This window comes from Senegalia massiliensis, assembly GCF_009911265.1.
In the GTDB taxonomy this organism is placed as follows: Bacteria; Bacillota; Clostridia; order Tissierellales; family SIT17; genus Anaeromonas; species Anaeromonas massiliensis_A.
The window spans coordinates 50,184-73,406 of the sequence record NZ_QXXA01000005.1; the positions used below are offsets into that span (position 1 = coordinate 50,184).

Sequence of the window (23,223 nt, forward strand, 5' to 3'; positions counted from 1 at the left end):
ACTATTCTGATTTATAGCCTTTTTTTCTTATTGAATCACTTACTTTAGGAAAGTAAACATTTTCATATATTTGTGCTACTGTTTGACTCCAATTTCTATCTGATTCTCCATTAGTTCTTTCTTTCATATAATCACTCATTGTAGAATCATATTCATCTATTAACTTTTTCATGTCTTTTGAATCATATTTTTCTCTATGGAAAACTGCCTTTTTAGGAAGTCTTGGTTTTTTATTTGACCTATCCATAGGAAATCCTATACATAGTCCTACCATAGGAAATACATATTCAGGTAATTCTAACATCTTAGCTAATTCTTCGGATTCTTTTCTAACTGCACCAATAGGGACTATTCCAAGACCTAATGATTCTGCAGATACAATAGCTGCTTCTAAAGCAATACCTACATCTACTGAACCTACTAATGTTGCCTCTATATTATCAATTATTCCAAATTCTTTTCCTTGCTTTTCAAGTGCTAATTTTGCTTTATAAAAATCTGAACAGAATATAAGCATAAGTGGCGCTTGATCTATCCATTCTTGATCTCCTGATAATTGAGAGATTTTCTTTTTCCTAGCTTTATCCTCTATTGCAATGACTGATATTTGTTGTCCATTTATGGACGTTGGTGCTGATTGTACTGATTGTATTATATTATCTAAATATTCTTCTGGGACACTATCCTCTTTATACTTTCTAATTGATCTATGATCTTTCAATAAATCTAAAACATTATTCAAGATATTCAACTCCTTTATTTATATACCTAAGTATTATACCCTTATAAATAAAAGATAATCCTTTTGTTCGGTTCTAAGCTTCTCCATGTTTATTCATAAGATTTATAAGAATATCATTTTTATCCAACTTATGAATAGCTTCTACAAAACGTATAGTTCCTGTTTTTGATCTCATTACTACAGAATGTGTAGTTGCTACATTATTCCCTTTATATACTACTCCTTTAAGTAAATCTCCATCACTTATTCCTGTTGCAGAAAAGAATGCTTCATCACCTTTTACAAGATCATCTAATGAAAGTGTTTTATTTATATCTTCATCTGTTAAATTTAGATCTCTACATCTTTGTAATTCTTCATCAGATCTTACATTTAGTCTTCCTACCATATCTCCACCCATGGCCTTTATAGCTGCTGCTGTTATTACGCCCTCTGGTGCACCACCTATTCCCATTAGTATATCAATTCCAGTATCATCAAAGCCTGTAGCAAGTGCTGCAGCTACATCACCTTCTCCAAATAATTTTATTCTTGCACCTATGCTTCTAATTTCTCTAATTAAATCAAAATGTCTCGGTCTATCTTGTATTGTAACTGTTAAGTCTGAAATTTCCTTGTTTAATGCTTTTGCAACAGCAGTTAAATTTTCTTCCACTGATGCATCTAATCTAATCTTCCCTTTAGCTTTAGGTCCTACTACTATTTTTTCCATATAAGTATCTGGTGCATGTAATAAACATCCCTTTGGAGCCATTGCTATTACTGCTATAGCATTTGGAAGACCCTTTGCAACTAAAGTTGTACCATCTAATGGATCAACTGCTATATCTACTTCTATGGATTCCTCAGTTCCTGCTCCTATTTCTTCTCCTATAAAAAGCATAGGTGCTTTATCTTTCTCTCCCTCTCCTATAACTACAGTTCCTTTTACTTCTGCTAAATTAAAAGCACTTCTCATTCCATCTACTGCTGCTCCATCTGCTCCTATTTTGTCTCCTCTACCCATATATTTTGCTGCAGCAAGTGAAGCTATTTCTGTAACTCTAACTAATGAAAGTGCTAAATTCCTATCTAAATTCATATTTTTCACCTCTTTTTTTATTCTCTTCTTTTTTATCACTATAAAGTAAAATAGTCAACATTTTTCTTACATTTATTTAATTATTTTTGTTACTTTATTTAATCACTTTTGCTATACTATAATAGGTAAGGAGGCACAAAAAATGAAAAAAATTATAACTTTATTACTAACTCTTATTTTATCTATAGCTATTATTGGATGTGAAAATACAGAAGATAATGATAAAACTGAAATTCAACAACAAAATGATAACAAAAAAGATAATAAAAATAATGAACAAACTCAAGAAAACGAAAAAGAAGAATCATATTTAGAAAAAACTATAACTACAAATGCTAGTGGCGAACAAGTTGTAACTAACCCAAATGATATACTAGTTCTAACAAATAAAAATAGAAATTTACCTAAAGATTATGAACCAGAAGATCTAGTTGATCCTGATATCCCATTTGTATTCAAGGATAGTCCTGTAAGATTTATGAGACAAATAGCAGCTGAAAATTTAGAAGAATTATTTAAAGCTGGAAGTAAATCAGGTTTTAAGTTCTATGGTAGATCTGGATATAGATCTTATGATATTCAAACATCTTTATTTAATCAATATGTAGAAGCAAATGGCATAGAAGAAGCAAATAAGTTTAGTGCAAAACCTGGACAAAGCGAACATCAAACAGGACTTGCCATGGATGTTACCTCTGAAGTTGTCAATAATCAACTTACAGAATCATTTGGTGAAACAGCTGATGGCAAATGGTTGGCTTCCAATGCTCATAAATTTGGATTCATTATAAGATTTCCTAAAGGAAAAGAAGATATAACTGGTTACCAGTATGAACCTTGGCATTTAAGATATGTTGGTAAAGATGTTTCAAAAGAAATATATGATTTAAATATAACATTAGAAGAATATTTTAAGGACTACTTTTCAAAGTAGTCCTTAAAATTTACTTTGTTATTGTCATTTTTACAACTTTTATTCTCTTGCCTTTTATCTTTTCTACCTTAAATATTATATTATTAAAGTTAATCATAGGATAATCATCTTTATCTGGGATATCATCAAGTAAACTAAGTACAAATCCACCTATAGTATCTGGGCCATCTAAAGGTAAATCTAACTCTAACTCTTCATTTACTTTTTTTATGCTTTCAAGTCCATCAACTAAATATACACCCTCTTCTAAATATTTTATAGAGTGTATTTCTTGTTCAAATTCATCAAATATCTCTCCCACTATCTCTTCTAATATATCCTCAAGGGTTACAATTCCTGAAATGGAGCCATATTCATCTATTATTATAGCCATATGATTTTGATTTACTTTTAATTCTTTATATAATGTATCTATCTTTTTAGTTTCTGGTACAAAATAAGGTTTCCTAAGTATATTCTTTATTTCTATTTCCTGTTTTTTTATTCGTTCCATTTCATAAAATAAATCTTTTATATAAAGTATCCCAATTATATCATCACTTTTATCCCTTACAGGTATTCGAGAAAAACCACTTTTTATTATTCCATCCATCATACCTTTAATATCTGTTTCTATATTGACTGAGAATATTTTATTTTTAGCAGTTTTAATGTCTTTTACAAGTTTATCATCGAACTCAAATATCCGTTCAAGCATTTCTGTTTCTGTAGGATTTAATACTCCATGCCTTCTACCTTTCCTTATTGTATTTCTTATTTCTTCTTCTGTTATTTTTTCTTCTGCTCCTTCTGTATCAGTACCTAATAACTTTGCTACAATATCTGTGGTTTTCGTAAGTATAAATATTACTGGTTTCATAATTTTAGATAATAAATTTATTGGTGTTACTGAAAATAATGCTGTACGTTCTGTATTTGCAAGGGCTATTCTTTTTGGTACCAATTCTCCAAATACTAAAGTAATAAATGAAAGTATTATTGTCCCTATTACTATTGCAATTTGATCACTAAAGTCGGATATTACAGGTAATCCTGTGGCTTCTAATATTTCACCAAAAGGCTTTGAAATCGTTACTGCTGCAGATGCACTAGCTAAAAAACCAGCAAGTGTTATCCCTACCTGTATTGTAGCTAAAAACCTACTAGGATTTTCAGTTATTTTTAAAAGACTTTGTACTTTTTTACTAGTGTTATATTTTTCAGATTCATATTTTTCTCTTTCTATTGAAACAAGGGCAAATTCAGCTGCTGCAAAGAATCCATTTAGTAGTATAAGTATTAGTATCAAAATAAAATCCATATTTTCTCCTCCCTAAAGCATATTATAAATAATATACCCTAAATAGGAAAAATAAATTAATACTTCAAAAATGTAATTATAAAACGAGTAAACTCTCCTTTTATACTTTCAGCCTCTATTATGCCATTATGACTCTCAATTATTGATTTAGAAAGTGCAAGGCCTATTCCTACTGAATCACTATTTTGGGAGACTGTAGATTTATAAAACCTTTTAAAAATATGAGGTAAATCTTTCTTATCAATTCCTTCACCATAATCCTGTATTTCTATTCTCCTATAAATAGGATTTTCAAATGTAAATATATTTATATCACTTCCTATTTCACTATGATCTATTGCATTCACTATTAAATTGATAATGGCTTCTTTAAGCCAATAGAAATCATGATTTAAAAATATCTCATTTGTAGAATCAAAATTTATCTTTATTTTTTTTGCTTTTATTTTTTCATTTAATGATTCTACACCTACTTTTATAGTATTATTTACATTTAGTTTTTCTTTATCAAATTTTATAGCTTGTACGTCAAGTCTTGCAAGTTTAAGTAAACTTTTTACTAACCATTCTATACGTTCTAACTGTTTTTTATTATTTTCCAAAAATATTAATTGCTTTTCTCTTGGAAGTTCTTTTTCTGTAAGTATGTCATTATATACTATCATTGAAGAAAGTGGAGTCTTCAATTGATGAGATATATCAGATAATAAATCTACTAAAAAGTTTTTCTCTTTATCCAATTTTTCTAAATTCCCCTTTATAATTCCTACCATAGAATTAAATGATGATATGAGCTTTGGAAAATCACCTTCTTTATCTTTTTCTTCAAACAGCTTAAATTCTCCTTTTACTATATCTTTTGCTCTATTAGATATTTTTCTAATCTTTCTATAAAAATATCTATGTTCTATAAAATTAAGTATAAATAATACTAATAAAAGTAATATAAAAATCAATATAAACAACATATTATTCGTCATATAAGTTTCATTAATATTAGGGAAAAGTGAGTTTTCTAAGTCTTCGCTTAAACCATATTCCTTTAGAATAACCCCTGCCCTTTTACTTTGTTTTATATCCTCTTCTCCTGTTATACTAGGTATTATATCTTTTGCAAGCTCAGGATCACTGTCATTAACTATCATAAGTACATTTCCAAAGCTATCAATATAATCTCTTTTTAAATTTTTATAGTGTATATTTAAAATTGAAAATGATATAAGTGTAAATAAAACTATGACAGTTAAAAGTATTATAAAACTATTTTTCATTCTAGAATTTATCAAGTAACTATCCATATCTCTACTCCTTTATAACTTCTTTTTCCCAAATATAACCTAGCCCTCTTTTTGTAATTATATATTCAGGGTTTTTATGGTCATCTTCTATTTTTTCTCTAAGTCTTTTTATATACACAGATAATGTGTTTTCATCAAAGAAAGCTTCTTCATTTTCTGTTAGATAAGATAAAATTTCTTCTCTCTTTGATGATTTTTGGGGATGATTAATGAAAAATAATAATAATTTATATTCAAGTGCTGTAAGTTTAATTTCATTACTTTTCTTTTCTACTTTTACCTTAGATATATTTATTGTTAAATCACCTGATTTATATATGTCTATATCATCTTTTTTAGTTCTGCGAAGTATGGCTCTGATGCGAGAAGTCAATTCTCCTACTCTAAAAGGTTTTGTAATATAATCATCTCCTCCAATATCAAGTCCTAGAACTATATTTACCTCTTCATCAAGTGCTGTTAAAAATATTATAGGTACATCACTTTCACTTCTTATATATTTACACAAATCATATCCACTTCCATCTGGTAAATTAATATCTAAAAGTATTAAATCTATTTTTTCTTCTTCATATATTTTCTTACTTTCTTTTATAGTACTTGTATTAAACACTTCATATCCATTTTCTTTTAAGCTAAATTCTATTCCCATAGCAAGTGCTTTATCATCTTCTACTAAAAGTATACTTATCATCTTATCACCTCTTTATTACTTTATATTATAACAAAAAGAGATGATAAATATCATCTCTTTAATAGTCACCTTTTATTGTTTCAATTAAATTATCACGCTTTATTTTAGATAATGGATATTGTACAGAAAGAAATCCTATTAATACAATGGCAATTGTTGCTATACCTATAGTATTCCATGGTATATTCCAAAATTGCATTTCCCTTACACTTCCCATTCCTCTATACATGACAAATGAAAGAATCGAGCCTATTATAGAACCATATATTAAACCCATTACTCCATATAATATTCCTTCTAAAACCACCATTTTTTTAAGTCCTTTATGAGTAAGTCCAATAGATCTAAGTGTTGCAAATTCTCTCTTTCTTAAAAGAATATTTGTTGTAATTGTATTTATTATATTTACACTTCCTATAAGTGAAACTACTACTACAAAACCATATAAGAGTATTTTTACTATTAAATTAGATGCTTTTGATTGTCTATTATTTTCTATATGATTTATAACTCTTAAGTTTGGATCATCATTTATTATTTTTTCTAACTCTGTAACTACTGATTTTTCGCTTGTTTCATCATTTAATACAATATTTAAATTTATAGGTTTTATAGAATCTTTATCTAATAAATCTTGTGCTACCTCTTTTGATGTTATTATTTTTAATCCTTCTTCACCACCACTACCTCTAAATCTAAATATATTTCCTTTTGCAACAGCCATTACTTTTAGGTCTTTGTTTATATCATCTATTATTTCTTCTTCATTTTTAGCGTCCCAATATATTCTATTTAGTACTTTTATTTCATCTCCTGATTTTATATCTGCTATAGGTCCATAATATGAATTTTCAGTTTCATAGTTATAAATTCTATTATCTGCTATAAATATTACTCCATTTTTATCGTTTATCTCTTCTATATCTATATCTCCTGATTTTAAATATTTCTTTGATACTTCTAATGCATTTTCATCGTATATATTTATATTACCATTTATTTTAATTTTCTGGTGGTTTTCAGATTCATTATAAATCTTCTCTCCACCCACTTTTGCAATTCCTTCACTTATTTCTTTAACTTTACCCGTTTGACTATCCTCGTCTATTTCAAATTCAAAAGCATAGTCATTATATGCCTTATATACCGTTTTTACTGAAGGCATATTTTTTATTTCTTTTATTATATCCTCTTCTATAGACTCTCCATTATCAAATCCTGCTGTATCTCTAACTATAGAGAAATGAACATTATCGGACTCTGTAGGACTATCAGTTACATTATCTGCCATATTCACAAATGATGAGAAAGATATGAATAATACTACTGATATTACTATTGAAAATACTGTTACTCTATATCTCTTTTTATTTCTCTTAATATTTTTATATGCAAGTTCTCCTTCAAAACCTAATATACCTTTAAATAATTTACTTAATATACTCTTTTTTCTTTTAATTTTTTCCTTCTTAATAGATTTTCTATTACTTATAGCAAGTAAAGGAGATATACGTCCAGCAAATATAGCTGGTAACAATGCTGATATATATATAGATACTATACCAATAATACCACTAATTATTAAAACAATTGGTGAAATAGAAAGTTTTATGAAATCTAAGTTTTCGCCACCTATAAGATTAAAAACTAAATCTATACAGTATATTGCTATTACTCCAAATAATAGTCCTATAGGAACACCTATTGAGGATAGTAATGTAGCTTCTCTAACTATTATTTTCCTTATTTGTTTAGGAGTTGTTCCTACTGCACGAAGCAAACCAAATTCTTTTATTCTTTCTACTACAGATATTTGAAATGAATTATATATTACTGCTATAGTTGATATTACTACTATACCTATAATCACAGCTAATGCTATATATAATCCTAATAAATCATTTACATCTCCTGCTCCTTGTAATGAAAGTAGATAATTATTTTTCTCTACTTTCATCGGTGCCAAACTACTTAATTCATCTACTGCCTTTTTTAAGTTTGCTTTTTCACTAATTTCTACTAATAAAACTTTTTCACTTTGATTTGATATGTCCCCTGTCGTGTATATTGAACTATTTAAATTCATTTGATTATACACACTATCTTCTAAAATCCCAACTAATCTATAACTTTCACCATTTATATCAATAATACCACCAATATCAGCATCAGGTTCTATATACTTAAGTAACCATCCTTCCAAAGCTACTTCATTTTCTTTTTCTGGATAACTACCCTTTTCAATTTTAGTAGGTAGTAATTCTAATGCTTCATCTGTAACTAATAATTTCATAATATTTATTTTTTCATCTATCATAAACTCTGACTCTACTGTATATAATCCACTTCTACCTACTTTAGGATTATTTTCTATTTTGTCTATATCTTCATTATCTGGATTTTCATATAGTAAATGAGCTGACCCCTGAGTACTTTTTGCAACTTCAACTTGTGATTCTTGTAATCCTTTAAAAAATAATCCTATAGATGAAATTAATGAAACAGAGAGTATTATCCCAACTATTGTAAGTATTGCTCTTTTTTTATTGCTCTTTAAATATCTTTTTGTAATTCCTTTATAATTTGTAATCATTTCATCACCTCTATTCTACTTTCAAATATTCATCTGATACTATATCTCCATCTTTAAGTGTTATAACTCTATCTGCCATTTGTGCAATATTTAATTCATGTGTTATAAGTATCAATGTTTGATTATATTTTTTTGCAGTAAATTTCAATAATTCTATTACTTCTTTTGATGTAACACTATCTAAATTCCCTGTAGGTTCATCTGCAAGTATTATTGAAGGTTTATTAAATAATGCTCTTCCTATAGCTACTCTCTGTTGTTGTCCTCCTGATAGTTCTGATGGAAGATGATTTCTTCTATCTTTCATTCCAAGCAAAGAAATTAACTCATCTAAATAATCTCTACTTACTTTTTCATTATCTAATAATTCAGGAAGTGCAATATTTTCCTCTACATTTAATATGGGTATTAGATTAAAGAACTGAAATATAAAGCCTATTTTTCTTCTTCTAAATATAGCTAATTTTTCTTCTTTATAATTGTAAATATCTTCTCCATCAATTATTACTTTCCCACTAGTAGGTCTATCTAGTCCTCCTAATAAATGTAATAACGTAGATTTACCTGATCCTGAAGCACCAACTATTGATACAAATTCTCCTTTATTTATAGATAAATCAATATCTTTTAAAGCTTCCACTTTTGTATCTCCTGTAATATATGTCTTATTTAATTTTTCTACTTTTAATATCTCCATTAAATTTTCCTCACTTTCTTTTATCTTTCTAAATCCATTATACTTTTAGTTTAAGCATTAAACCATAACTACTAACTTACAATAATATTTTTTATCTTACAGTTTTGTAAGTTAAGAAAATATTAGAACTTTTATTCTTGCAATAAATAGAAAAGAATATTAATATATAAGAAGTAATAAATAATTTATAGGGGTGAAAAAATGTTTTTAATAGAATTATTTAAAACTTTAATTCTTGGAATAGTTGAGGGAATTACTGAATGGCTTCCTGTAAGTAGTACAGGTCATATGATTTTAGTTGAAGAATTTATAAAATTAAATTACTCTGATGCATTTAAAGAAATGTTTTTTGTAGTAATACAATTAGGTGCTATTATGGCTGTAGTAATTTTATTTTTCCATAAATTAAATCCTTTTTCTCCTAAAAAGACTAAAAAAGAAAAAATGGATACAATGGCAATATGGTTTAAAGTAGTAGTTGGAGTTCTTCCTGCAGCAGTTCTTGGACTTCTTTTTGATGATTGGTTAAACGAACATTTATATAATTATCAAACTGTAGCTATAATGTTAATATTCTATGGTGTATTATTTATAATAGTTGAAAATATGAATAAAGGAAGAACAGGTAAAATTAGAACATTTAATGACTTAAGTTATTTAACTGCATTTCTAATAGGAATGTTTCAAGTTCTAGCCCTTATTCCAGGTACATCTCGGTCAGGTGCTACTATTATAGGTGCAATTATACTTGGAACGTCTAGATATATTGCTGCTGAATATTCATTCTTTTTATCTATTCCAGTAATGTTTGGAGCAAGTGCATTAAAACTTGTTAAATTTGGCTTTGATTTTTCCATGGAAGAATTTATAATACTTATATTTGGTATGGTTGTAGCATTTATTGTTTCAATTATATCTATTAAGTTCTTACTTTCATATATTAAAAACAATGACTTTAAAGCATTTGGTTGGTATAGAATAGTACTTGGAATTCTTGTAATTGGATATTTTGTATTTTTTGGATAAATAAAATTGTCAACTCACTCTTGAGTTGACAATTTTATTTTATGATACTTTCATTCCTATTTTATTTTTAATATAATTAAAAGTCATGCTTTTGATACTACGTGATGGATACATTTCCTTTAAGTTTCCTTCATACACTATTTCACTTTCTATTTCTAATAAATTTTCAGGTCTTACTAAATTTCTAGATATATTTAAATCCACAATATAACTTTCATTCAATATGTAATATACAAATTCAGAACATAAAAATCTATCATCTGACAAAATTTCTTTGTTTAAAAGCATATATAAGAGTCCTTTATAATTATATTTATATACTTCACTATTATATGTGAATTTATGTAATAATTTTATTGCATCTTCATATTGCTCTTTTGTTACTTCTATTTCCATTACTCTACCTGGTAGTTCTTTATGAAATTTATAAATTCCTTTATCAAATTTTTCATGTTTAAATACTCCAATAAATGGATTATATGCTTTTTTTCTACTAAAGCTATACATGTTGGTTAAATCTTTATCTAATGAAATTGAAGCATGAGTATAATTATCATTTTTAAATAGTTTTATTAATTTTGAAATAGCTGTATGAGGACTTGTAAGGACTACATATAAATAATATTTTTGCATAATTTGTGCTCCTTTAACTTTATTTCTTATATAATTATACACCATAATTTATATGCAATCCATTACAACTTTATATCATTATTATGCTCTTATTACTTCTACATCATATCCATCTGGATCTGTTACAAAATAATATTTTGGCTTACTTCCCGGAAGGCCCATAAGCTCTGTTACTTTATAACCCATATCTTTATGTCTTTCTCTAGAAGCTTCTAAATCAGCTACAGAAACAGCTATATGTGCAAAGCCATTTCCAATTTCATATGGTTTATCTGGATTATAATTATAAGTTAACTCTATCTCATAATTACCTGTTGAGTCCGTTAAAAACACTAATGTAAATTCATATTCAGGAAAATCCTTTCTTCCAGTTTCTTTAAACCCTAAAGCTTCTTTATAAAACTTTAATGACTTATCTAAATCCATAACTCTTAAACAAGTGTGTAACATTTTGTAATCCATTTACTTTTATCCTCCTTTATTTTAATGCCTCTTTAAATTCTTCTAAATTATTTATAGGCATATTACAACTATAGTTTTCACAAATATAAACTGTTGTTTTATTATCTTTAAGCTCTCTTCTACCTTTAACTACTGTAGTAAAAGGTAGATATCTGCTGTTTATTTCTCTAATTATATCATCAAATAAATCATCTTCTTTTTCATAAGCTATTACTATATTTTTACCATTTTTTATATAATCCATATAACTAAGTAAAAAGAATGAATGGGCATGGGGCATATTTTTTATAGTACTACTAAATGACTTTAACATTCGGTTATACTTTTCTTTATAGGACTCGTCTTCTAACATTTTAGATAATTTTATCATATTAAAAGCAGCTACTGAATTGCCTGAAGGTATTGCTCCATCATATATTTCTTTTGGTCTTAATACTAATTCTTCTGCATCATGACCATTTATGAAAAATCCTCCATTTTTATCATCCCAAAATAATCTAAAAGTATCATCCATTAATTTTTTTGCTCTTTCTAAATAAATATCATCAAATGTTGCCTCATAAGTTTCAATCAATCCCCAAGTTAAAAATGAATAATCTTCTAAATATCCTTTATATCTTGATTCGCCATCACGGTATCTTGCAAGTAATCTTCCATTTTCATCAATTAAATTTTCATATATAAATTCTATACTTTCTTTAGCACGATTTATAAATAGAGGTTTATTTAATATTCTACCACCATATGCAAATGCTGCTATCATAAGCCCATTCCAAGAGGTAAGTATTTTGTCATCCTTGTGGGGTTTTATTCTATTTTCCCTTGTATAAAATAGCATATCAGCATATGCATGTACTCGATTTATTAAATCAGGAGATTTTTTCAGAAAATTCAAATCATATTTTATAAGATTTGGTATATTTTTGCCTTCAAAATTTCCTGTGTCTGTTATATCAAAATAATTACAAACTACTTCACCTTCTTCATCTCCTAAAATATCTTTTATCTCATCTTTAGTCCAAACATAAAACTTACCTTCCACACCTTCACTATCTGCATCTTCTGCTGAATAAAATCCACCTTTATTTGAAGTCATATCACGAATTATATAAGTAAATATTTTTTCTGCTACTTCTTTATATAACTCTTTTCCTGTTGCCTGATAACCTTCTAAATAACAGTATGCTAAAAGTGCATTATCATATAACATCTTTTCAAAATGAGGAACTAACCATTTTCCATCTACTGAATATCTGGAAAATCCAAATCCTATGTGGTCAAATATACCACCTTTATACATTCCATCTAATGTTTTTTCTATAATTTCCAATGCTTTTTCATCATTATTTTCTTTATAAAAACGTATCAAAAACATTAAATTATGGGGCATAGGAAACTTAGGAGCACTTCCAAAGCCTCCATATTTAGGATCAAAGTCTTCCTTTCTCTCATTAAATACTTCCTCTAAAACTTCTTTACTCAATTCTTCATTACTTGAACTTTGAATATTATTTAATTTTTCTATTATGTCTTCACTATTTTCTACTATATCATCTCTTTTTTCTTTCCATGCTTTATTTATATTATATAAGATATCCATAAGTCCTACTCTATCTAATATAGAACGTTTTGGAAAATAAGTCCCTGCATAAATTGGCTTTTTATCAGGTGTTAAAAATACATTCATAGGCCAACCACCTTGACCTGTGATTGCCTGCGTGATTGTCATATAAATATTATCTAAATCTGGTCTTTCTTCTCTATCTACTTTTATAGGTATAAAGTAATCATTTAAAAGCTCAGCTACTTCTTCATCTTCAAAACTTTCTCTTTCCATTACATGACACCAATGACATGTAAACTATTAACCGCAATCATGAATACCCAATCGAAAGGAAGATTGGTTTATCTTCTTTTTTAGCTTTTTCAAAAGCCTCTTGTCCCCATGGATACCAATCTACAGGATTGTACGCATGCTGAAGTAAGTATGGACTCTTTTCATTCACTAAACGATTGGGCGTTTCTTTGATTTTAGTCATTGGGCAACACCTCCTCATTGTTTTATTTTTATTTAAAGATATTCTACCTCTAGTGTTATATTATACCCCTCTCTATCGTAATTAATTCTTTTTACAATAGTTTTCAGCAAGTTATTCTGTTGCTTTGGAGTTGTACATTTTCGCCAATTGTTTTTGAAATATTTAATTCTAGAATTTAATTCTTCCTTTGACATTCTCTTAGTTGAAGCTATCTTTTCTTCTAATTCTTGCTTCTTTTGTTTTTTATCTTTTATTATATTGTCTATTATCTTTTTTTCTTCCTTAAGTTCTGTTAGAGTGTATATATCCTCTCTATAGGCTTCTTTCACTTTTTTTAAAGCTACTTCTTGCTTTATAATTTCTTGATTTAGTTCCTCTATTAAAAATTCTATTTCTTCTATTTCTTTTTTATTTATTTTGCTTTCTTCTATTATATGATTATTCAGATTATCGTTAATAATTGAATTATATAAGGCATTATAGAAATCTTCATCCATCTTTTTCCCCACTTGTGGGCACGTTTCTCCTATAGCATTCTTATGAGTACATTTAGTTAGGTTATATTGTTTTCCAGTTTTTGCTTCTACTTTCCCGATGCTATAACGCATACTATACCCACATTTTTTGCAAAACATTAATCCAGTAGTTGGAAATACGCCTTGCTTACTACGACTAGGAATCTTATTATTTCTTTTGCTGATTTCTAAAATTTTATTATGTTCTTCTGGAGTTTTTAAAGTTTCCCAATCTCCAGTTCCAATATGCCATTCACTTCTATCTTTTTTTCTAGTTATTTTTTTTTTGCCATTTATGTCTTTTTTCCATTCATTTTTTCCGTATATCATAACCCCCATATGAAATTCGTGCAGAAGCAAGCGACTTACTGCATTAGAGCTCCAATTTTTATTTTTTGCTGTTTTGTATCCTTGTTTATTTAGATAAAAGGCTATCTTCTCAGTTCCATAATTACCAGTTAAGTACATATTTTTCATAATATTATAGACTTTTTTTCTTTTTTTATCTATTGATATTTCAGATGCTACTTCTTGTTTACCATTAATATTAATTTTCACTTTTTTATTATATATGTAAGGAAATGGTGGGCTTCCATTAGTCCATTTTCCTTGTTCTGCCCCTGCCCTTTTTCCATCCTGAAATCTCTCAATAATTCTTTTTAATTCTGCGTTAGAAAATACACCTTCTATTGCTAGTTGCATATAATCATTTAAATCATTTACGTTAAAATTTTTATTAGAGGTCATTATGAAGGTATCACTATATCTAAATGCATCTATAACCCTTCCAAAATCTTTTAAATCTCCTCTGCTTAGTCTGTCATACTTTGCTACTAGTACACCATCAAATTCACTTTTTGTGACTAAGTCTAACAGTTGAGTTACTATTGGTCTTTCATCTACGCTTTCTCCCGATTTTATTCCTTCTTCAAATATAGAATATTCATAATTATTTTTTTTACATAACTTAACTAAAGTCGTTCTGTGTTTTTTTAATACATCTTCTTCATCGCCCCTACTCTTACGTAAATATATAGCAACTTTTTTAATATCTCTTTCATTTATCATTTTTCAATCTCCTTTGAATCTATTTATAGATTTAAGTTTAGATAAACATTATCTAAATCCTGCTGTGTTATACCTAAATACTTTTTAGTGTTGGAAATGGAAGAGTGGTTTAATGCTTCCATTATTAATGCTATAGATACACCATTTTTATAAGCCCAATAACCCCAAGTTTTTCGCATGGAATGTGTGTTTATTGGTTCTTTTATTCCAATATAATTTGCTGTTTTGCTAATTATACTAGAGGCTTGTTGTCTACTTAAAGGTTTGTTATATCCTTTTTTACTAAAAAATAAATAAGATTGAGCACTAGGATTGTATTCTTTCATATACTCATGCAATGCTTTACTAAGATTCTTTGTGATAGGAAACCTTTTAAGCTTGCCTGTTTTTTGCTCCCTAACTTTTATAAACTCCCTTGGTTTATTATTCTGCCATACATCATTTACGTGAAGACCTAAAATATCACTTATTCGCAGGGCTGAATTAATTCCAAGCACAAACATAAGATAATCTCTTTTACTTTTGCTTTTTAAATATATCTTCATAATTTCTATTTGTTTTTTATCTCTAATAGGACTAACAAAATTCATTTCAACAACTCCTATCGTGAATTTGTTAATATTACATATCATGCTTATATTATATATTATGTAATATTGAAATTTAAATAAAAAAATATTTTTGTGCCTTTTGTGTATTTTAAAGGATTATATACTTTACACAATATTATTGTGTAAAGTTCATTTTAAATAAGCTTATTAAAAATAATATTATTTTCTTTTGGAATGTAAGTAAATCTATTCTTTTAAAATAATATTATTTTAAATTAAATAAATTCTTCAACTATAATTTCCCAAGTTTTTCAAACACCTTTTTATTTCTTTTTAATATTTTTCTAGCTATTTTTTCAACTTCATTTTTATCTTCTTTTCTTTTCATTGTAAAATTTTCAATTAAAATTATTATAAATATAATTAAATTAAACTTTAGTATTAAAATAATATTTTTATTAATTTTACATTTTCTCACTTTATAAATCACCCTAAATTTGTCGTAATATCCCTTTAATTAGCTTGATTTACACATCCTTATAGTATATATTCTTCATTTCTTACATGGTTTTTGTCGTTGTTTAGAAGTTTCATACGTTTAAGGATTCACCCTAAATTTGTCGTCATGTCCCTTTAATTAGCTTGATTTACACATCCTTGTAGTATATATTCTTCATTTCTTACATGGTTTTTGTCGTTGTTTAGAAGTTTCATACGTTTAAGAGTTCACCCTATTTTGTCGTCATTAATAAAAGATGTACACTAATCCTGTCCTTCTTTGAAATCTACTATAAATGTAGGAATGAACATTGCCAATAATGGAGTAGCACTTTTTGTTATGTATATAGCAGTTGTAACGGCTATACCTGTAAATATCCAGGCGATTGCAGAAACTGCATTTCTTTTCATTTACTTCACCTCCTTATAACTAATCATATCTTTTATTTTCATTCAAAAGTTGACCCTATTTTTATCGTTATATAACTTAAAATATTCAAAATTAAATTATTACAAGAAAAAATCCTCTAAAGGAAGATTTTTAATAAAATCATCCACATCTTCTTCGCTTTCTATATCTCCTACAAATATAGTATACAATCCATAAGATTGAAATAAATTATTTAATAATAAGATTGAATTTTGACAATTATTATAGAAACTTTTTTGAGTTGATTTATATAGTTTTTCATCAGCGAAAATATGAAATATTTCAAATTTAATTCTTTTGTAATCTCTTATATTTTTTATTACATTGTTTAGTATTAAAGCACCCCCTATAAAATCCAACTCATTTTGTAGCGTTAATAAACTCAAACTCATTTTGTTATTTATATTATTATACATAGTTCTTATCCCCTTTTTTATTTTTTATAATTATAATATTGAATATAAATATGTTTATTTTAATCTATAACTCTAATAAGCTTTTTTCATATTCTTTAGCTATATTTGGGTTTTTAAATAATACACCTTTTTCCTTATTATATTCTTTTATTTCTTCATATTTAAAATGTTGAAATCTTTTAAGTTTACAATGACTACTATATTCATTATCTATAACATAGTACATAGTTCTAACTTTTGCTCCTGCTATTATCACTTCTTTAAATAGACTTTCATCTATATTATCATCTATATCTATTATAATATTATTTTTTGTTAGATAATATTGCTCATCTTTATATCCATCAGTACTTAAAAATATTTTAAATTGCTTACAATAAGATTTAGATTTAACATCTTTCATATCTGTTAATTGTAAAACTTTTAGCTTTCTCATTTAAAATCTCCTTTTAACTTTAGTTTTAAAATCCTTGATTTATAAACTATATTTTTTTAAAATATTATGAAAGCTTTTTCTCACTTAAAGGTATAGAATCTTCAATTTCTTGCCATACTTCAGTCATGGAAGTTTTCTTAAATTTAGTTAATATAGTTTTTAAACAAGGTAAATCTTCTTGTGAGTTTATCTGTTTCACTGTAACTTTTTTATTCTTTTTTAAATATAAATCTATTAACTTAATTTTAATATCTTCCTTTGTATAAGTTGTTTTATTCGTAATTATAGGAGGAAATCCCGCCTCTTCTTTTAACTTGCTCATACTTCCAAATCTAATTAAAAATATGCTTGGGTCATATATTTTATTAGATTTTAATAAATCATTATAAGATGCTGGTTTTCCAATTTTATTGCTATATTCTATATACATTTTTAATAATTGCTCTTTGCTTTCTTTAATTTTTGTTGGAGTTTTGTGATTTTCAAAATCATCTTTTATTTTTTTTGCTGCATTAGCATATGAGCCAAAATATTTAGCTAAAACTTTAGGAGTGTAACCTAATTTAATAAATTCACTTTGAGAAGGCATATATCCTAATGACTCATAAATTTCATTTAGCTTATCTAAATACTGCTTCTTATCTCTTCTTACGTAATTAAGTTCTTCATCTGAAATCCCTGACATAATTAATATCTCATTATATGTCTTATTAAATTTCTTTTGAAGATTTTGTAAGCAAGGTATTCTTTTATCCCTTTTTTTAAAAAAATCCCAACATCCTTTAGGTTTTATTCTTTTATATTCTTCTTTAATTAACTCCAATAATTCTTTATCACTCATTATTATACCTCCTAATAAATCTTTAATTTTAAAAATTCATATTATTATAATACTATATTAATTAAGTAGTATAAATAAAAAATCAGTTCTACCCCTAAAATTTATTTACTATAAAATATTAACTTAATGTTTGTGAGTATATATAATTAAATAACAATATATTCAAATATTTATAAATCAATTTGTGACAACTAAATTGATTTATTGCTTATAGTCAACAAAAAAAGAGACTTTATTCTTATATATATAAGAATAAAGTCTCTTTTTTTATAAAATATATTGATATATTAAAAAACTTAACTATATTTTTTTCCAATTGAATTTTCTCCCCAACTGTTTATTTTTCATAAATTTTATAAGTATAAATAATAATTAAATATATAATTAAATATATAATTAAAAATATATTTATTACTTATTTTAATATTATATTATATATCAATCTCAGTCAATGTTTGTATTATAATTTTTTTTATTTAGTTAAATACTAGTATATATAAGTTATATTTAAGGCTTATTGATTTTGTAATTTCTTATCATTCCATTTATCTTTAGACATTACTTTCCCTTCTGGAACTTGTTCTAGACATTCGCCTTTACTTTGGTAAAAATCAATACATTTGTTTTCCATTGATGTTAACCTTTGAATATCTTTATAATAATTATCGAATTCTAATTTAACTTTTTCTAATATTTTTATTATTATTTTATCTCCATTATTCATAGCCTTTACTAGACTTTTATTTGAATGAATCCCTTTTTTTAATTTAGTAATATGACCATTAGAACTAAACATCCTTAAATAAATATTATCAGACCAACCTACATATATACATTTTTTATTTTCATCTTTATCTAGCTGGGACTTTACAAAAATACCATAGACCCCTCTTAAAGAATTGTTAGACACTATAATTATATCATCAATTTCAAGATTTTTCGTATCATTTGCCCATTTTAAACTTTCATTTCTATTTATATTTTTATTCATCCTATTTTCCTCACAAATTCAAATATATTTTTAAAAATTAATATTAATACATACTTTCACAGATGTTATTTCCTCCTGATAGATTACATACTCCCATTTCTTTTCTTCTGCATATTCTACTAATTTAAGTCGATGCTTAGATAATATATCTTTCTCTTTATTTTTATCTCCTCTTGATTTTCTCAGATATATTGCAACTTTTTTTATATCATTTTCTCTCATCATGCCTACCTTCCTCACTCTAATGTTATTAATTTTTCAGCCCTTATACATATCCTGACACGGATACTATCTCTCTTTTCTTATATACTGATTTTCACTGTTAGTATTTTATTTTTTGAAATTAAACCATTATGCAAACACTCTTATTTATCCAACAACTCCTTATATAATAAAATATATAAGTTTTATCCATTATCTATAAATATATCATTTTTTTAAATATTGAATATATCACTAACATTATTATTACACTGGCTACTACTGAACATTATAGAAAAGGATAAAAGAGCACTGTGCTCTTTTATCCTTTTCAAATTAAAAATATCTACTAATGATTAAATCCTTAATAAAAGTATCTACTTCTTTTTTATTTTTTATATCACCTTCAAACAACAAGTCACTTTTATATACAATACACAACTGATTTAACAATTCAATACCATTTATAGCATTTTTGTAAAAACTTTCCACAATATTAGCATATACTTTCATATTTGGACTACCGAAGGATTGCCATGCATTTAATGTTTGATAATCATTTATATTTTGAAGTATATTTGTCACCACCACTTGACTTTCAAAGGAACTTAATTTATTTTCTAGTCTTAGTAATTTCTCCATCATTTTTTTACATATCCCCTCTCATCTTTATATAACCCAATAAAGGTCTCCTTTTTTTATTATTCTATAAATTATATACACCTTTATACTTTTAACAACTAAAATTTGAGTTTTCTTAAAAAATTAATAAAAATAATATTATTTTAAAAGATTCTTAAGTTAGTGCTACATTACATATTTCATATTTATTATAAATTTTTCTTTTTCTTTATTATGTAGTACTATATAATGGTAGGATTAATTTAGTGAAAGGAAGTAGATAAAGTGAATATAAAAAAGAATTTACTCTATGATGAGACAAGTCCTATTTCTATAGAATCTTATGCAAAGAAACTAATTGGAAAAACATTTGAGGATGTTATTGGAGAAGCAAAAAAAAGCAAAATTAAAAATAAGGGAAGACTAGGTCAACTATTAGAAAAATATTATTTTTTATATGAGCTGAATAGTGATAAAAATCCTGATTTTAAAGAGGCCGGTGTAGAACTCAAAGTAACAGGTTATGTGATAAATAAATCTAATAAAAAAAGAGCTAAAGAACGATTAGTATTAAACATTATAAATTTTAATGAAATATATCTAGAAACCTTCGATACTAGTTCTTTTCTCCAGAAGAACTCCTTACTTTTGTTGGTTTTTTATCACTATAAAAAAGGTGTACAAAGGCTAGATTTCACTATTGATTATGTACAATTGTTCCAGTTCCCAGAAAAAGACCTGAAAATTATTAGAGATGACTGGAATACTATAGTGAATAAAATTAGAAATGGTAAGGCCCATGAGTTGTCTGAAGGAGATACTAATTATCTTGGAGCATGTACAAAGGGTGCTAGCAGTAAGTCAGTAAGAGAACAGCCTTTTAATAATATCATGGCAAAACAAAGAGCATTTTCCTTAAAACAAGGATATCTTACTCAAATCCTTAATGATTATATAATAAAAGGTAAAAAAACTTATGATGACTCTGTAATCAAAGATATCCGTGTATTAGATAATATTACATTTGAACAGTTTGTAATAGATAAAATAAATTATCATAGAGGTAAGTCAATAGCAAATTTAGCTAATGAATTCGATGTAAATACTAACCCTACTAGTAAAAGTTATGTGGCTGATATAACTAAATCTATCTTAGGAGTAGAAGGAAAATACATTGAAGAATTTGAAAAGGCTAATATAAAAATTAAAACTATTAGAATAAATCAAAAAGGTACCATTAAAGAGCATATGTCCTTTCCTACATTTAAATTTACAGAAATAATTAATGAAGACTGGGAGTCATCAACTTTACGAGAAATGTTTTTAAATACTAGATTTCTCTTTGTTATATATAGATTTGATAAATTTAATGATTTACGATTAGAAAAATGTATGTTTTGGAATGTACCTCACAATGATTTGGAGTATGAAATTAAAGAAGTATGGAAAAAAACTATTAGTATAATCAAAGAAGGAATCAGAACTAAAAAAGTTGGAAAACGAACTACTAATAACCTGCCTTCCGCTTCTTCAAGTTCTATTCTACATGTTAGACCTCATGCTAGAAATAAAAAAGATACATACCCTTTGCCCAATGGGGGTGAGTATACAAAACAATGTTTTTGGTTAAATAATTCATATATATTAAGGCAAATTCTTAATGATGAAAGCGAGGAAATCAATTGAGCAATTTTAAGAATGATTTAAATTCCGAAAATGAACTTGCTAAATTTCTTGATGTAAACTTTTACCCCCAACTTATTAAAAAAAATTATATTCTAAATTTTGAGAGAATTTATGATAAATCATTGCAACGGAAAGGTGTAGATGTTATTTTACATACAAAAGACAATAAAACCATAACTATAGATGAAAAAAGTAGCCTTCACTATCTAAATAAACATCTCCCCACCTTTGCTTTTGAACTATCCTACTTAGATAAATATAAAAACACCCATGATGGATGGCTTCTGGATAATAGTAAAATAACTGATTTTTATGCTTTAATATGGCCTAATATAATAGATAAGAAATATAATAAATTAATTAAAGAATATGGAGAAAATCAAAAACTATGGCAAGGAGTTATAAAATCAAAAGACTTTTGTAATATGGAAATTTGGTTCATCAAGAAATCTGAATTATTAAGTGTTTTAAAAGATGAATATAACTTGTCTAAATCAGAATTACATAACATTTGTACTATTATACGCAAAGACCCTACTAATAAAATATATAATGAAACTAAGAAATTTAAATTCTACATCTCTACTTCTTACACTGAAAAACCTATAAACATAATAATTTGGAAAAAGTTTTTAGAATATCACTCGCTTGCAAGAAAGTTTAAATTAGAAAAATTATAAATAAACAGGAGGTATTTATGAAATACTTAAAACACTCACATCGCTATGGACTATCCTTAATGAAAAATGAAGATGAATTTATACATCTTTGGGAAGATATCACTACAGCATTAGATACAATAAGTGAAGAAGATATTATTAACTACTATAATCAGCATTGTGCCAATTCCATGAGCATTTCTAAAGCAATAAATAACCTTATAAAAGAACGCCTTTTGCAACGGGGATGGAATAAAGAAAGTCCAATTTTTCAAGCAACTAAGTACAGGAACAAAAGATGGCGTTTAGATTTTGCCAAAGATAAAATTTCTATCGAAGTAGCATTTAATCATGGAGAAGCCATTGCATGGAATTTGTTAAAGCCCGTTATGGCAAGCGAATTAAACCATATAGAAAAAGCAATTCAAACAAAGGTTGGTGTACTTATTACCGCAACAAAAGATATGAAAAAACAAGGTGCTTTTGATGGTGCCTGTGGAGAATATGAAAAAGTCTTAAGATATTTAACCCCAATGAATGATATTTTAACAGTTCCTATGGTAATTATAGGTTTAAAAGCACCACAGACTTTTCGAGTAAAGAAACATAAAATAAATGGTAAAAACATTGGAGTAATTGAAAGGTTTACAGATTTGAAGCTATGATGAATATCTTAACAATATGTGAATACCGATATCAAATTTAGTTTCTATCCCTCATCAAACCAGAATTATTATAATATAAAGCATGATAAGTTACTTGATGATAAACTAAATATTTATATTTGACTAATACATATTTTGAATAATGC

At 26.6% G+C, this 23,223-nt stretch carries 26 protein-coding genes; 5 read left to right on the forward strand and 21 right to left on the reverse strand.

The features are described 5' to 3' along the window. Window position 1 precedes the first annotated feature (1 nt). Both D3Z33_RS04345 and glpX read right to left on the reverse strand, forming a co-directional pair. A complete protein-coding gene (locus D3Z33_RS04345; RefSeq protein WP_160196568.1) occupies window positions 2-742 on the reverse strand; it encodes an NADPH-dependent oxidoreductase in 741 nt (246 codons plus the stop codon). A 73-nt stretch (window positions 743-815) separates the two neighbouring features. After that, on the reverse strand, window positions 816-1,823 hold the full coding sequence (gene glpX / locus D3Z33_RS04350; protein WP_160196569.1) for a class II fructose-bisphosphatase: 1,008 nt from the start codon (window positions 1,821-1,823) through the stop codon (window positions 816-818). Between the two features lie 142 nt (window positions 1,824-1,965). On the opposite strand from glpX, the gene D3Z33_RS04355 reads away from it, so the two are divergent. Next, window positions 1,966-2,757, forward strand: coding sequence for a M15 family metallopeptidase (locus tag D3Z33_RS04355; protein WP_160196570.1), 792 nt, complete (start codon window positions 1,966-1,968; stop codon window positions 2,755-2,757). Window positions 2,758-2,767: 10 nt separating this feature from the next. On the opposite strand, the gene D3Z33_RS04360 is transcribed toward D3Z33_RS04355, so the two are convergent. The 5 genes from D3Z33_RS04360 to D3Z33_RS04380 are packed head-to-tail and all read right to left on the reverse strand — an operon-like array spanning window position 2,768 to window position 9,339. After that, window positions 2,768-4,057: a hemolysin family protein gene (locus D3Z33_RS04360; protein ID WP_160196571.1), complete on the reverse strand. Its 1,290-nt coding sequence runs from the start codon at window positions 4,055-4,057 to the stop codon at window positions 2,768-2,770. Window positions 4,058-4,113: 56 nt separating this feature from the next. Further along, window positions 4,114-5,355, reverse strand: coding sequence for a sensor histidine kinase (locus D3Z33_RS04365; protein ID WP_201750427.1), 1,242 nt, complete (start codon window positions 5,353-5,355; stop codon window positions 4,114-4,116). A gap of 4 nt (window positions 5,356-5,359) precedes the next feature. Then, window positions 5,360-6,049, reverse strand: coding sequence for a response regulator transcription factor (locus D3Z33_RS04370; RefSeq protein WP_160196572.1), 690 nt, complete (start codon window positions 6,047-6,049; stop codon window positions 5,360-5,362). A gap of 58 nt (window positions 6,050-6,107) precedes the next feature. Next, entirely contained in the window at window positions 6,108-8,642 is a 2,535-nt protein-coding gene (locus D3Z33_RS04375; RefSeq protein ID WP_160196573.1) for an ABC transporter permease, read from the reverse strand. Between the two features lie 10 nt (window positions 8,643-8,652). Next, window positions 8,653-9,339, reverse strand: a complete 687-nt coding sequence (locus tag D3Z33_RS04380) for an ABC transporter ATP-binding protein (RefSeq protein WP_160196574.1) — start codon at window positions 9,337-9,339, stop codon at window positions 8,653-8,655. A gap of 201 nt (window positions 9,340-9,540) precedes the next feature. Here D3Z33_RS04380 and D3Z33_RS04385 point away from each other — a divergent pair, with 201 nt between their 5' ends. Continuing rightward, window positions 9,541-10,365, forward strand: a complete 825-nt coding sequence (locus D3Z33_RS04385; RefSeq protein ID WP_160196575.1) for an undecaprenyl-diphosphate phosphatase — start codon at window positions 9,541-9,543, stop codon at window positions 10,363-10,365. Window positions 10,366-10,404: 39 nt separating this feature from the next. Here the strand turns inward: D3Z33_RS04385 and D3Z33_RS04390 are convergent, their stop codons facing one another. The 14 genes from D3Z33_RS04390 to D3Z33_RS04455 form a co-directional block, all read right to left on the reverse strand. Then, window positions 10,405-10,998 (reverse strand): hypothetical protein, encoded by a 594-nt coding sequence (locus D3Z33_RS04390; RefSeq protein WP_160196576.1) that lies wholly within the window; start codon window positions 10,996-10,998, stop codon window positions 10,405-10,407. Window positions 10,999-11,079: 81 nt separating this feature from the next. Next, a complete protein-coding gene (gloA, locus tag D3Z33_RS04395; protein WP_160196577.1) occupies window positions 11,080-11,460 on the reverse strand; it encodes a lactoylglutathione lyase in 381 nt (126 codons plus the stop codon). A 16-nt stretch (window positions 11,461-11,476) separates the two neighbouring features. Then, window positions 11,477-13,297, reverse strand: coding sequence for a DUF255 domain-containing protein (locus D3Z33_RS04400; RefSeq protein ID WP_160196578.1), 1,821 nt, complete (start codon window positions 13,295-13,297; stop codon window positions 11,477-11,479). A gap of 37 nt (window positions 13,298-13,334) precedes the next feature. Next, window positions 13,335-13,499, reverse strand: a complete 165-nt coding sequence (locus D3Z33_RS17095; RefSeq protein WP_160196579.1) for a DUF255 domain-containing protein — start codon at window positions 13,497-13,499, stop codon at window positions 13,335-13,337. 32 nt (window positions 13,500-13,531) lie between these two features. Beyond that, a complete protein-coding gene (locus D3Z33_RS04410; protein ID WP_160196580.1) occupies window positions 13,532-15,082 on the reverse strand; it encodes a recombinase family protein in 1,551 nt (516 codons plus the stop codon). Between the two features lie 23 nt (window positions 15,083-15,105). Next, window positions 15,106-15,672, reverse strand: coding sequence for a site-specific integrase (locus tag D3Z33_RS04415; RefSeq protein ID WP_160196581.1), 567 nt, complete (start codon window positions 15,670-15,672; stop codon window positions 15,106-15,108). Window positions 15,673-15,925: 253 nt separating this feature from the next. Continuing rightward, window positions 15,926-16,111: a hypothetical protein gene (locus tag D3Z33_RS04420; RefSeq protein WP_160196582.1), complete on the reverse strand. Its 186-nt coding sequence runs from the start codon at window positions 16,109-16,111 to the stop codon at window positions 15,926-15,928. Window positions 16,112-16,395: 284 nt separating this feature from the next. Then, complete coding sequence (locus D3Z33_RS04425; protein WP_160196583.1) at window positions 16,396-16,542, reverse strand: hypothetical protein; 147 nt, start codon at window positions 16,540-16,542, stop codon at window positions 16,396-16,398. Between the two features lie 99 nt (window positions 16,543-16,641). Continuing rightward, on the reverse strand, window positions 16,642-16,977 hold the full coding sequence (locus D3Z33_RS04430) for a hypothetical protein (protein WP_160196584.1): 336 nt from the start codon (window positions 16,975-16,977) through the stop codon (window positions 16,642-16,644). Between the two features lie 64 nt (window positions 16,978-17,041). Further along, on the reverse strand, window positions 17,042-17,413 hold the full coding sequence (locus tag D3Z33_RS04435) for a hypothetical protein (protein WP_160196585.1): 372 nt from the start codon (window positions 17,411-17,413) through the stop codon (window positions 17,042-17,044). A gap of 64 nt (window positions 17,414-17,477) precedes the next feature. Next, the gene (locus tag D3Z33_RS04440; protein WP_160196586.1) at window positions 17,478-18,254 is read right to left on the reverse strand and encodes a homing endonuclease associated repeat-containing protein; all 777 of its coding nucleotides are present in this window, start codon (window positions 18,252-18,254) and stop codon (window positions 17,478-17,480) included. A gap of 514 nt (window positions 18,255-18,768) precedes the next feature. Continuing rightward, the gene (locus tag D3Z33_RS04445) at window positions 18,769-19,245 is read right to left on the reverse strand and encodes a hypothetical protein (protein WP_160196587.1); all 477 of its coding nucleotides are present in this window, start codon (window positions 19,243-19,245) and stop codon (window positions 18,769-18,771) included. Window positions 19,246-19,275: 30 nt separating this feature from the next. Then, window positions 19,276-19,467, reverse strand: a complete 192-nt coding sequence (locus D3Z33_RS04450; protein WP_207708347.1) for a hypothetical protein — start codon at window positions 19,465-19,467, stop codon at window positions 19,276-19,278. Between the two features lie 315 nt (window positions 19,468-19,782). Then, window positions 19,783-20,091, reverse strand: coding sequence for a hypothetical protein (locus D3Z33_RS04455; protein ID WP_207708348.1), 309 nt, complete (start codon window positions 20,089-20,091; stop codon window positions 19,783-19,785). Between the two features lie 261 nt (window positions 20,092-20,352). Between D3Z33_RS04455 and D3Z33_RS04460 the strand changes: the two genes are divergently transcribed. Genes D3Z33_RS04460 through D3Z33_RS04470 form a run of 3 tightly spaced genes read left to right on the forward strand, consistent with a single transcriptional unit; the run spans window position 20,353 to window position 23,077 of the window. Beyond that, window positions 20,353-21,753 (forward strand): Sau3AI family type II restriction endonuclease, encoded by a 1,401-nt coding sequence (locus D3Z33_RS04460; protein ID WP_347561213.1) that lies wholly within the window; start codon window positions 20,353-20,355, stop codon window positions 21,751-21,753. Next, window positions 21,750-22,433, forward strand: a complete 684-nt coding sequence (locus D3Z33_RS04465) for a hypothetical protein (protein WP_160196590.1) — start codon at window positions 21,750-21,752, stop codon at window positions 22,431-22,433. The genes D3Z33_RS04460 and D3Z33_RS04465 overlap by 4 nt, the downstream gene beginning before the upstream one ends. Window positions 22,434-22,450: 17 nt before the next feature. After that, the gene (locus D3Z33_RS04470; RefSeq protein ID WP_160196591.1) at window positions 22,451-23,077 is read left to right on the forward strand and encodes a BglII/BstYI family type II restriction endonuclease; all 627 of its coding nucleotides are present in this window, start codon (window positions 22,451-22,453) and stop codon (window positions 23,075-23,077) included. The last annotated feature ends 146 nt before the right edge of the window (window positions 23,078-23,223 follow it).

Excerpts from the sequence above, each read along its gene's own strand:
- glpX (WP_160196569.1), bottom strand. The coding sequence starts at position 1,823 with ATGAATTTAGATAGGAATTTAGCACTTTCATTAGTTAGAGTTACAGAA.
- D3Z33_RS04355 (WP_160196570.1), top strand. The coding sequence starts at position 1,966 with ATGAAAAAAATTATAACTTTATTACTAACTCTTATTTTATCTATAGCT.
- D3Z33_RS04360 (WP_160196571.1), bottom strand. The coding sequence starts at position 4,057 with ATGGATTTTATTTTGATACTAATACTTATACTACTAAATGGATTCTTT.
- D3Z33_RS04365 (WP_201750427.1), bottom strand. The coding sequence starts at position 5,355 with ATGGATAGTTACTTGATAAATTCTAGAATGAAAAATAGTTTTATAATA.
- D3Z33_RS04370 (WP_160196572.1), bottom strand. The coding sequence starts at position 6,049 with ATGATAAGTATACTTTTAGTAGAAGATGATAAAGCACTTGCTATGGGA.
- D3Z33_RS04375 (WP_160196573.1), bottom strand. The coding sequence starts at position 8,642 with ATGATTACAAATTATAAAGGAATTACAAAAAGATATTTAAAGAGCAAT.
- D3Z33_RS04380 (WP_160196574.1), bottom strand. The coding sequence starts at position 9,339 with ATGGAGATATTAAAAGTAGAAAAATTAAATAAGACATATATTACAGGA.
- D3Z33_RS04385 (WP_160196575.1), top strand. The coding sequence starts at position 9,541 with ATGTTTTTAATAGAATTATTTAAAACTTTAATTCTTGGAATAGTTGAG.
- D3Z33_RS04390 (WP_160196576.1), bottom strand. The coding sequence starts at position 10,998 with ATGCAAAAATATTATTTATATGTAGTCCTTACAAGTCCTCATACAGCT.
- gloA (WP_160196577.1), bottom strand. The coding sequence starts at position 11,460 with ATGGATTACAAAATGTTACACACTTGTTTAAGAGTTATGGATTTAGAT.
- D3Z33_RS04400 (WP_160196578.1), bottom strand. The coding sequence starts at position 13,297 with ATGGAAAGAGAAAGTTTTGAAGATGAAGAAGTAGCTGAGCTTTTAAAT.
- D3Z33_RS17095 (WP_160196579.1), bottom strand. The coding sequence starts at position 13,499 with ATGACTAAAATCAAAGAAACGCCCAATCGTTTAGTGAATGAAAAGAGT.
- D3Z33_RS04410 (WP_160196580.1), bottom strand. The coding sequence starts at position 15,082 with ATGATAAATGAAAGAGATATTAAAAAAGTTGCTATATATTTACGTAAG.
- D3Z33_RS04415 (WP_160196581.1), bottom strand. The coding sequence starts at position 15,672 with ATGAATTTTGTTAGTCCTATTAGAGATAAAAAACAAATAGAAATTATG.
- D3Z33_RS04425 (WP_160196583.1), bottom strand. The coding sequence starts at position 16,542 with ATGAAAAGAAATGCAGTTTCTGCAATCGCCTGGATATTTACAGGTATA.
- D3Z33_RS04430 (WP_160196584.1), bottom strand. The coding sequence starts at position 16,977 with ATGTATAATAATATAAATAACAAAATGAGTTTGAGTTTATTAACGCTA.
- D3Z33_RS04435 (WP_160196585.1), bottom strand. The coding sequence starts at position 17,413 with ATGAGAAAGCTAAAAGTTTTACAATTAACAGATATGAAAGATGTTAAA.
- D3Z33_RS04440 (WP_160196586.1), bottom strand. The coding sequence starts at position 18,254 with ATGAGTGATAAAGAATTATTGGAGTTAATTAAAGAAGAATATAAAAGA.
- D3Z33_RS04445 (WP_160196587.1), bottom strand. The coding sequence starts at position 19,245 with ATGAATAAAAATATAAATAGAAATGAAAGTTTAAAATGGGCAAATGAT.
- D3Z33_RS04450 (WP_207708347.1), bottom strand. The coding sequence starts at position 19,467 with ATGAGAGAAAATGATATAAAAAAAGTTGCAATATATCTGAGAAAATCA.
- D3Z33_RS04455 (WP_207708348.1), bottom strand. The coding sequence starts at position 20,091 with ATGATGGAGAAATTACTAAGACTAGAAAATAAATTAAGTTCCTTTGAA.
- D3Z33_RS04470 (WP_160196591.1), top strand. The coding sequence starts at position 22,451 with ATGAAATACTTAAAACACTCACATCGCTATGGACTATCCTTAATGAAA.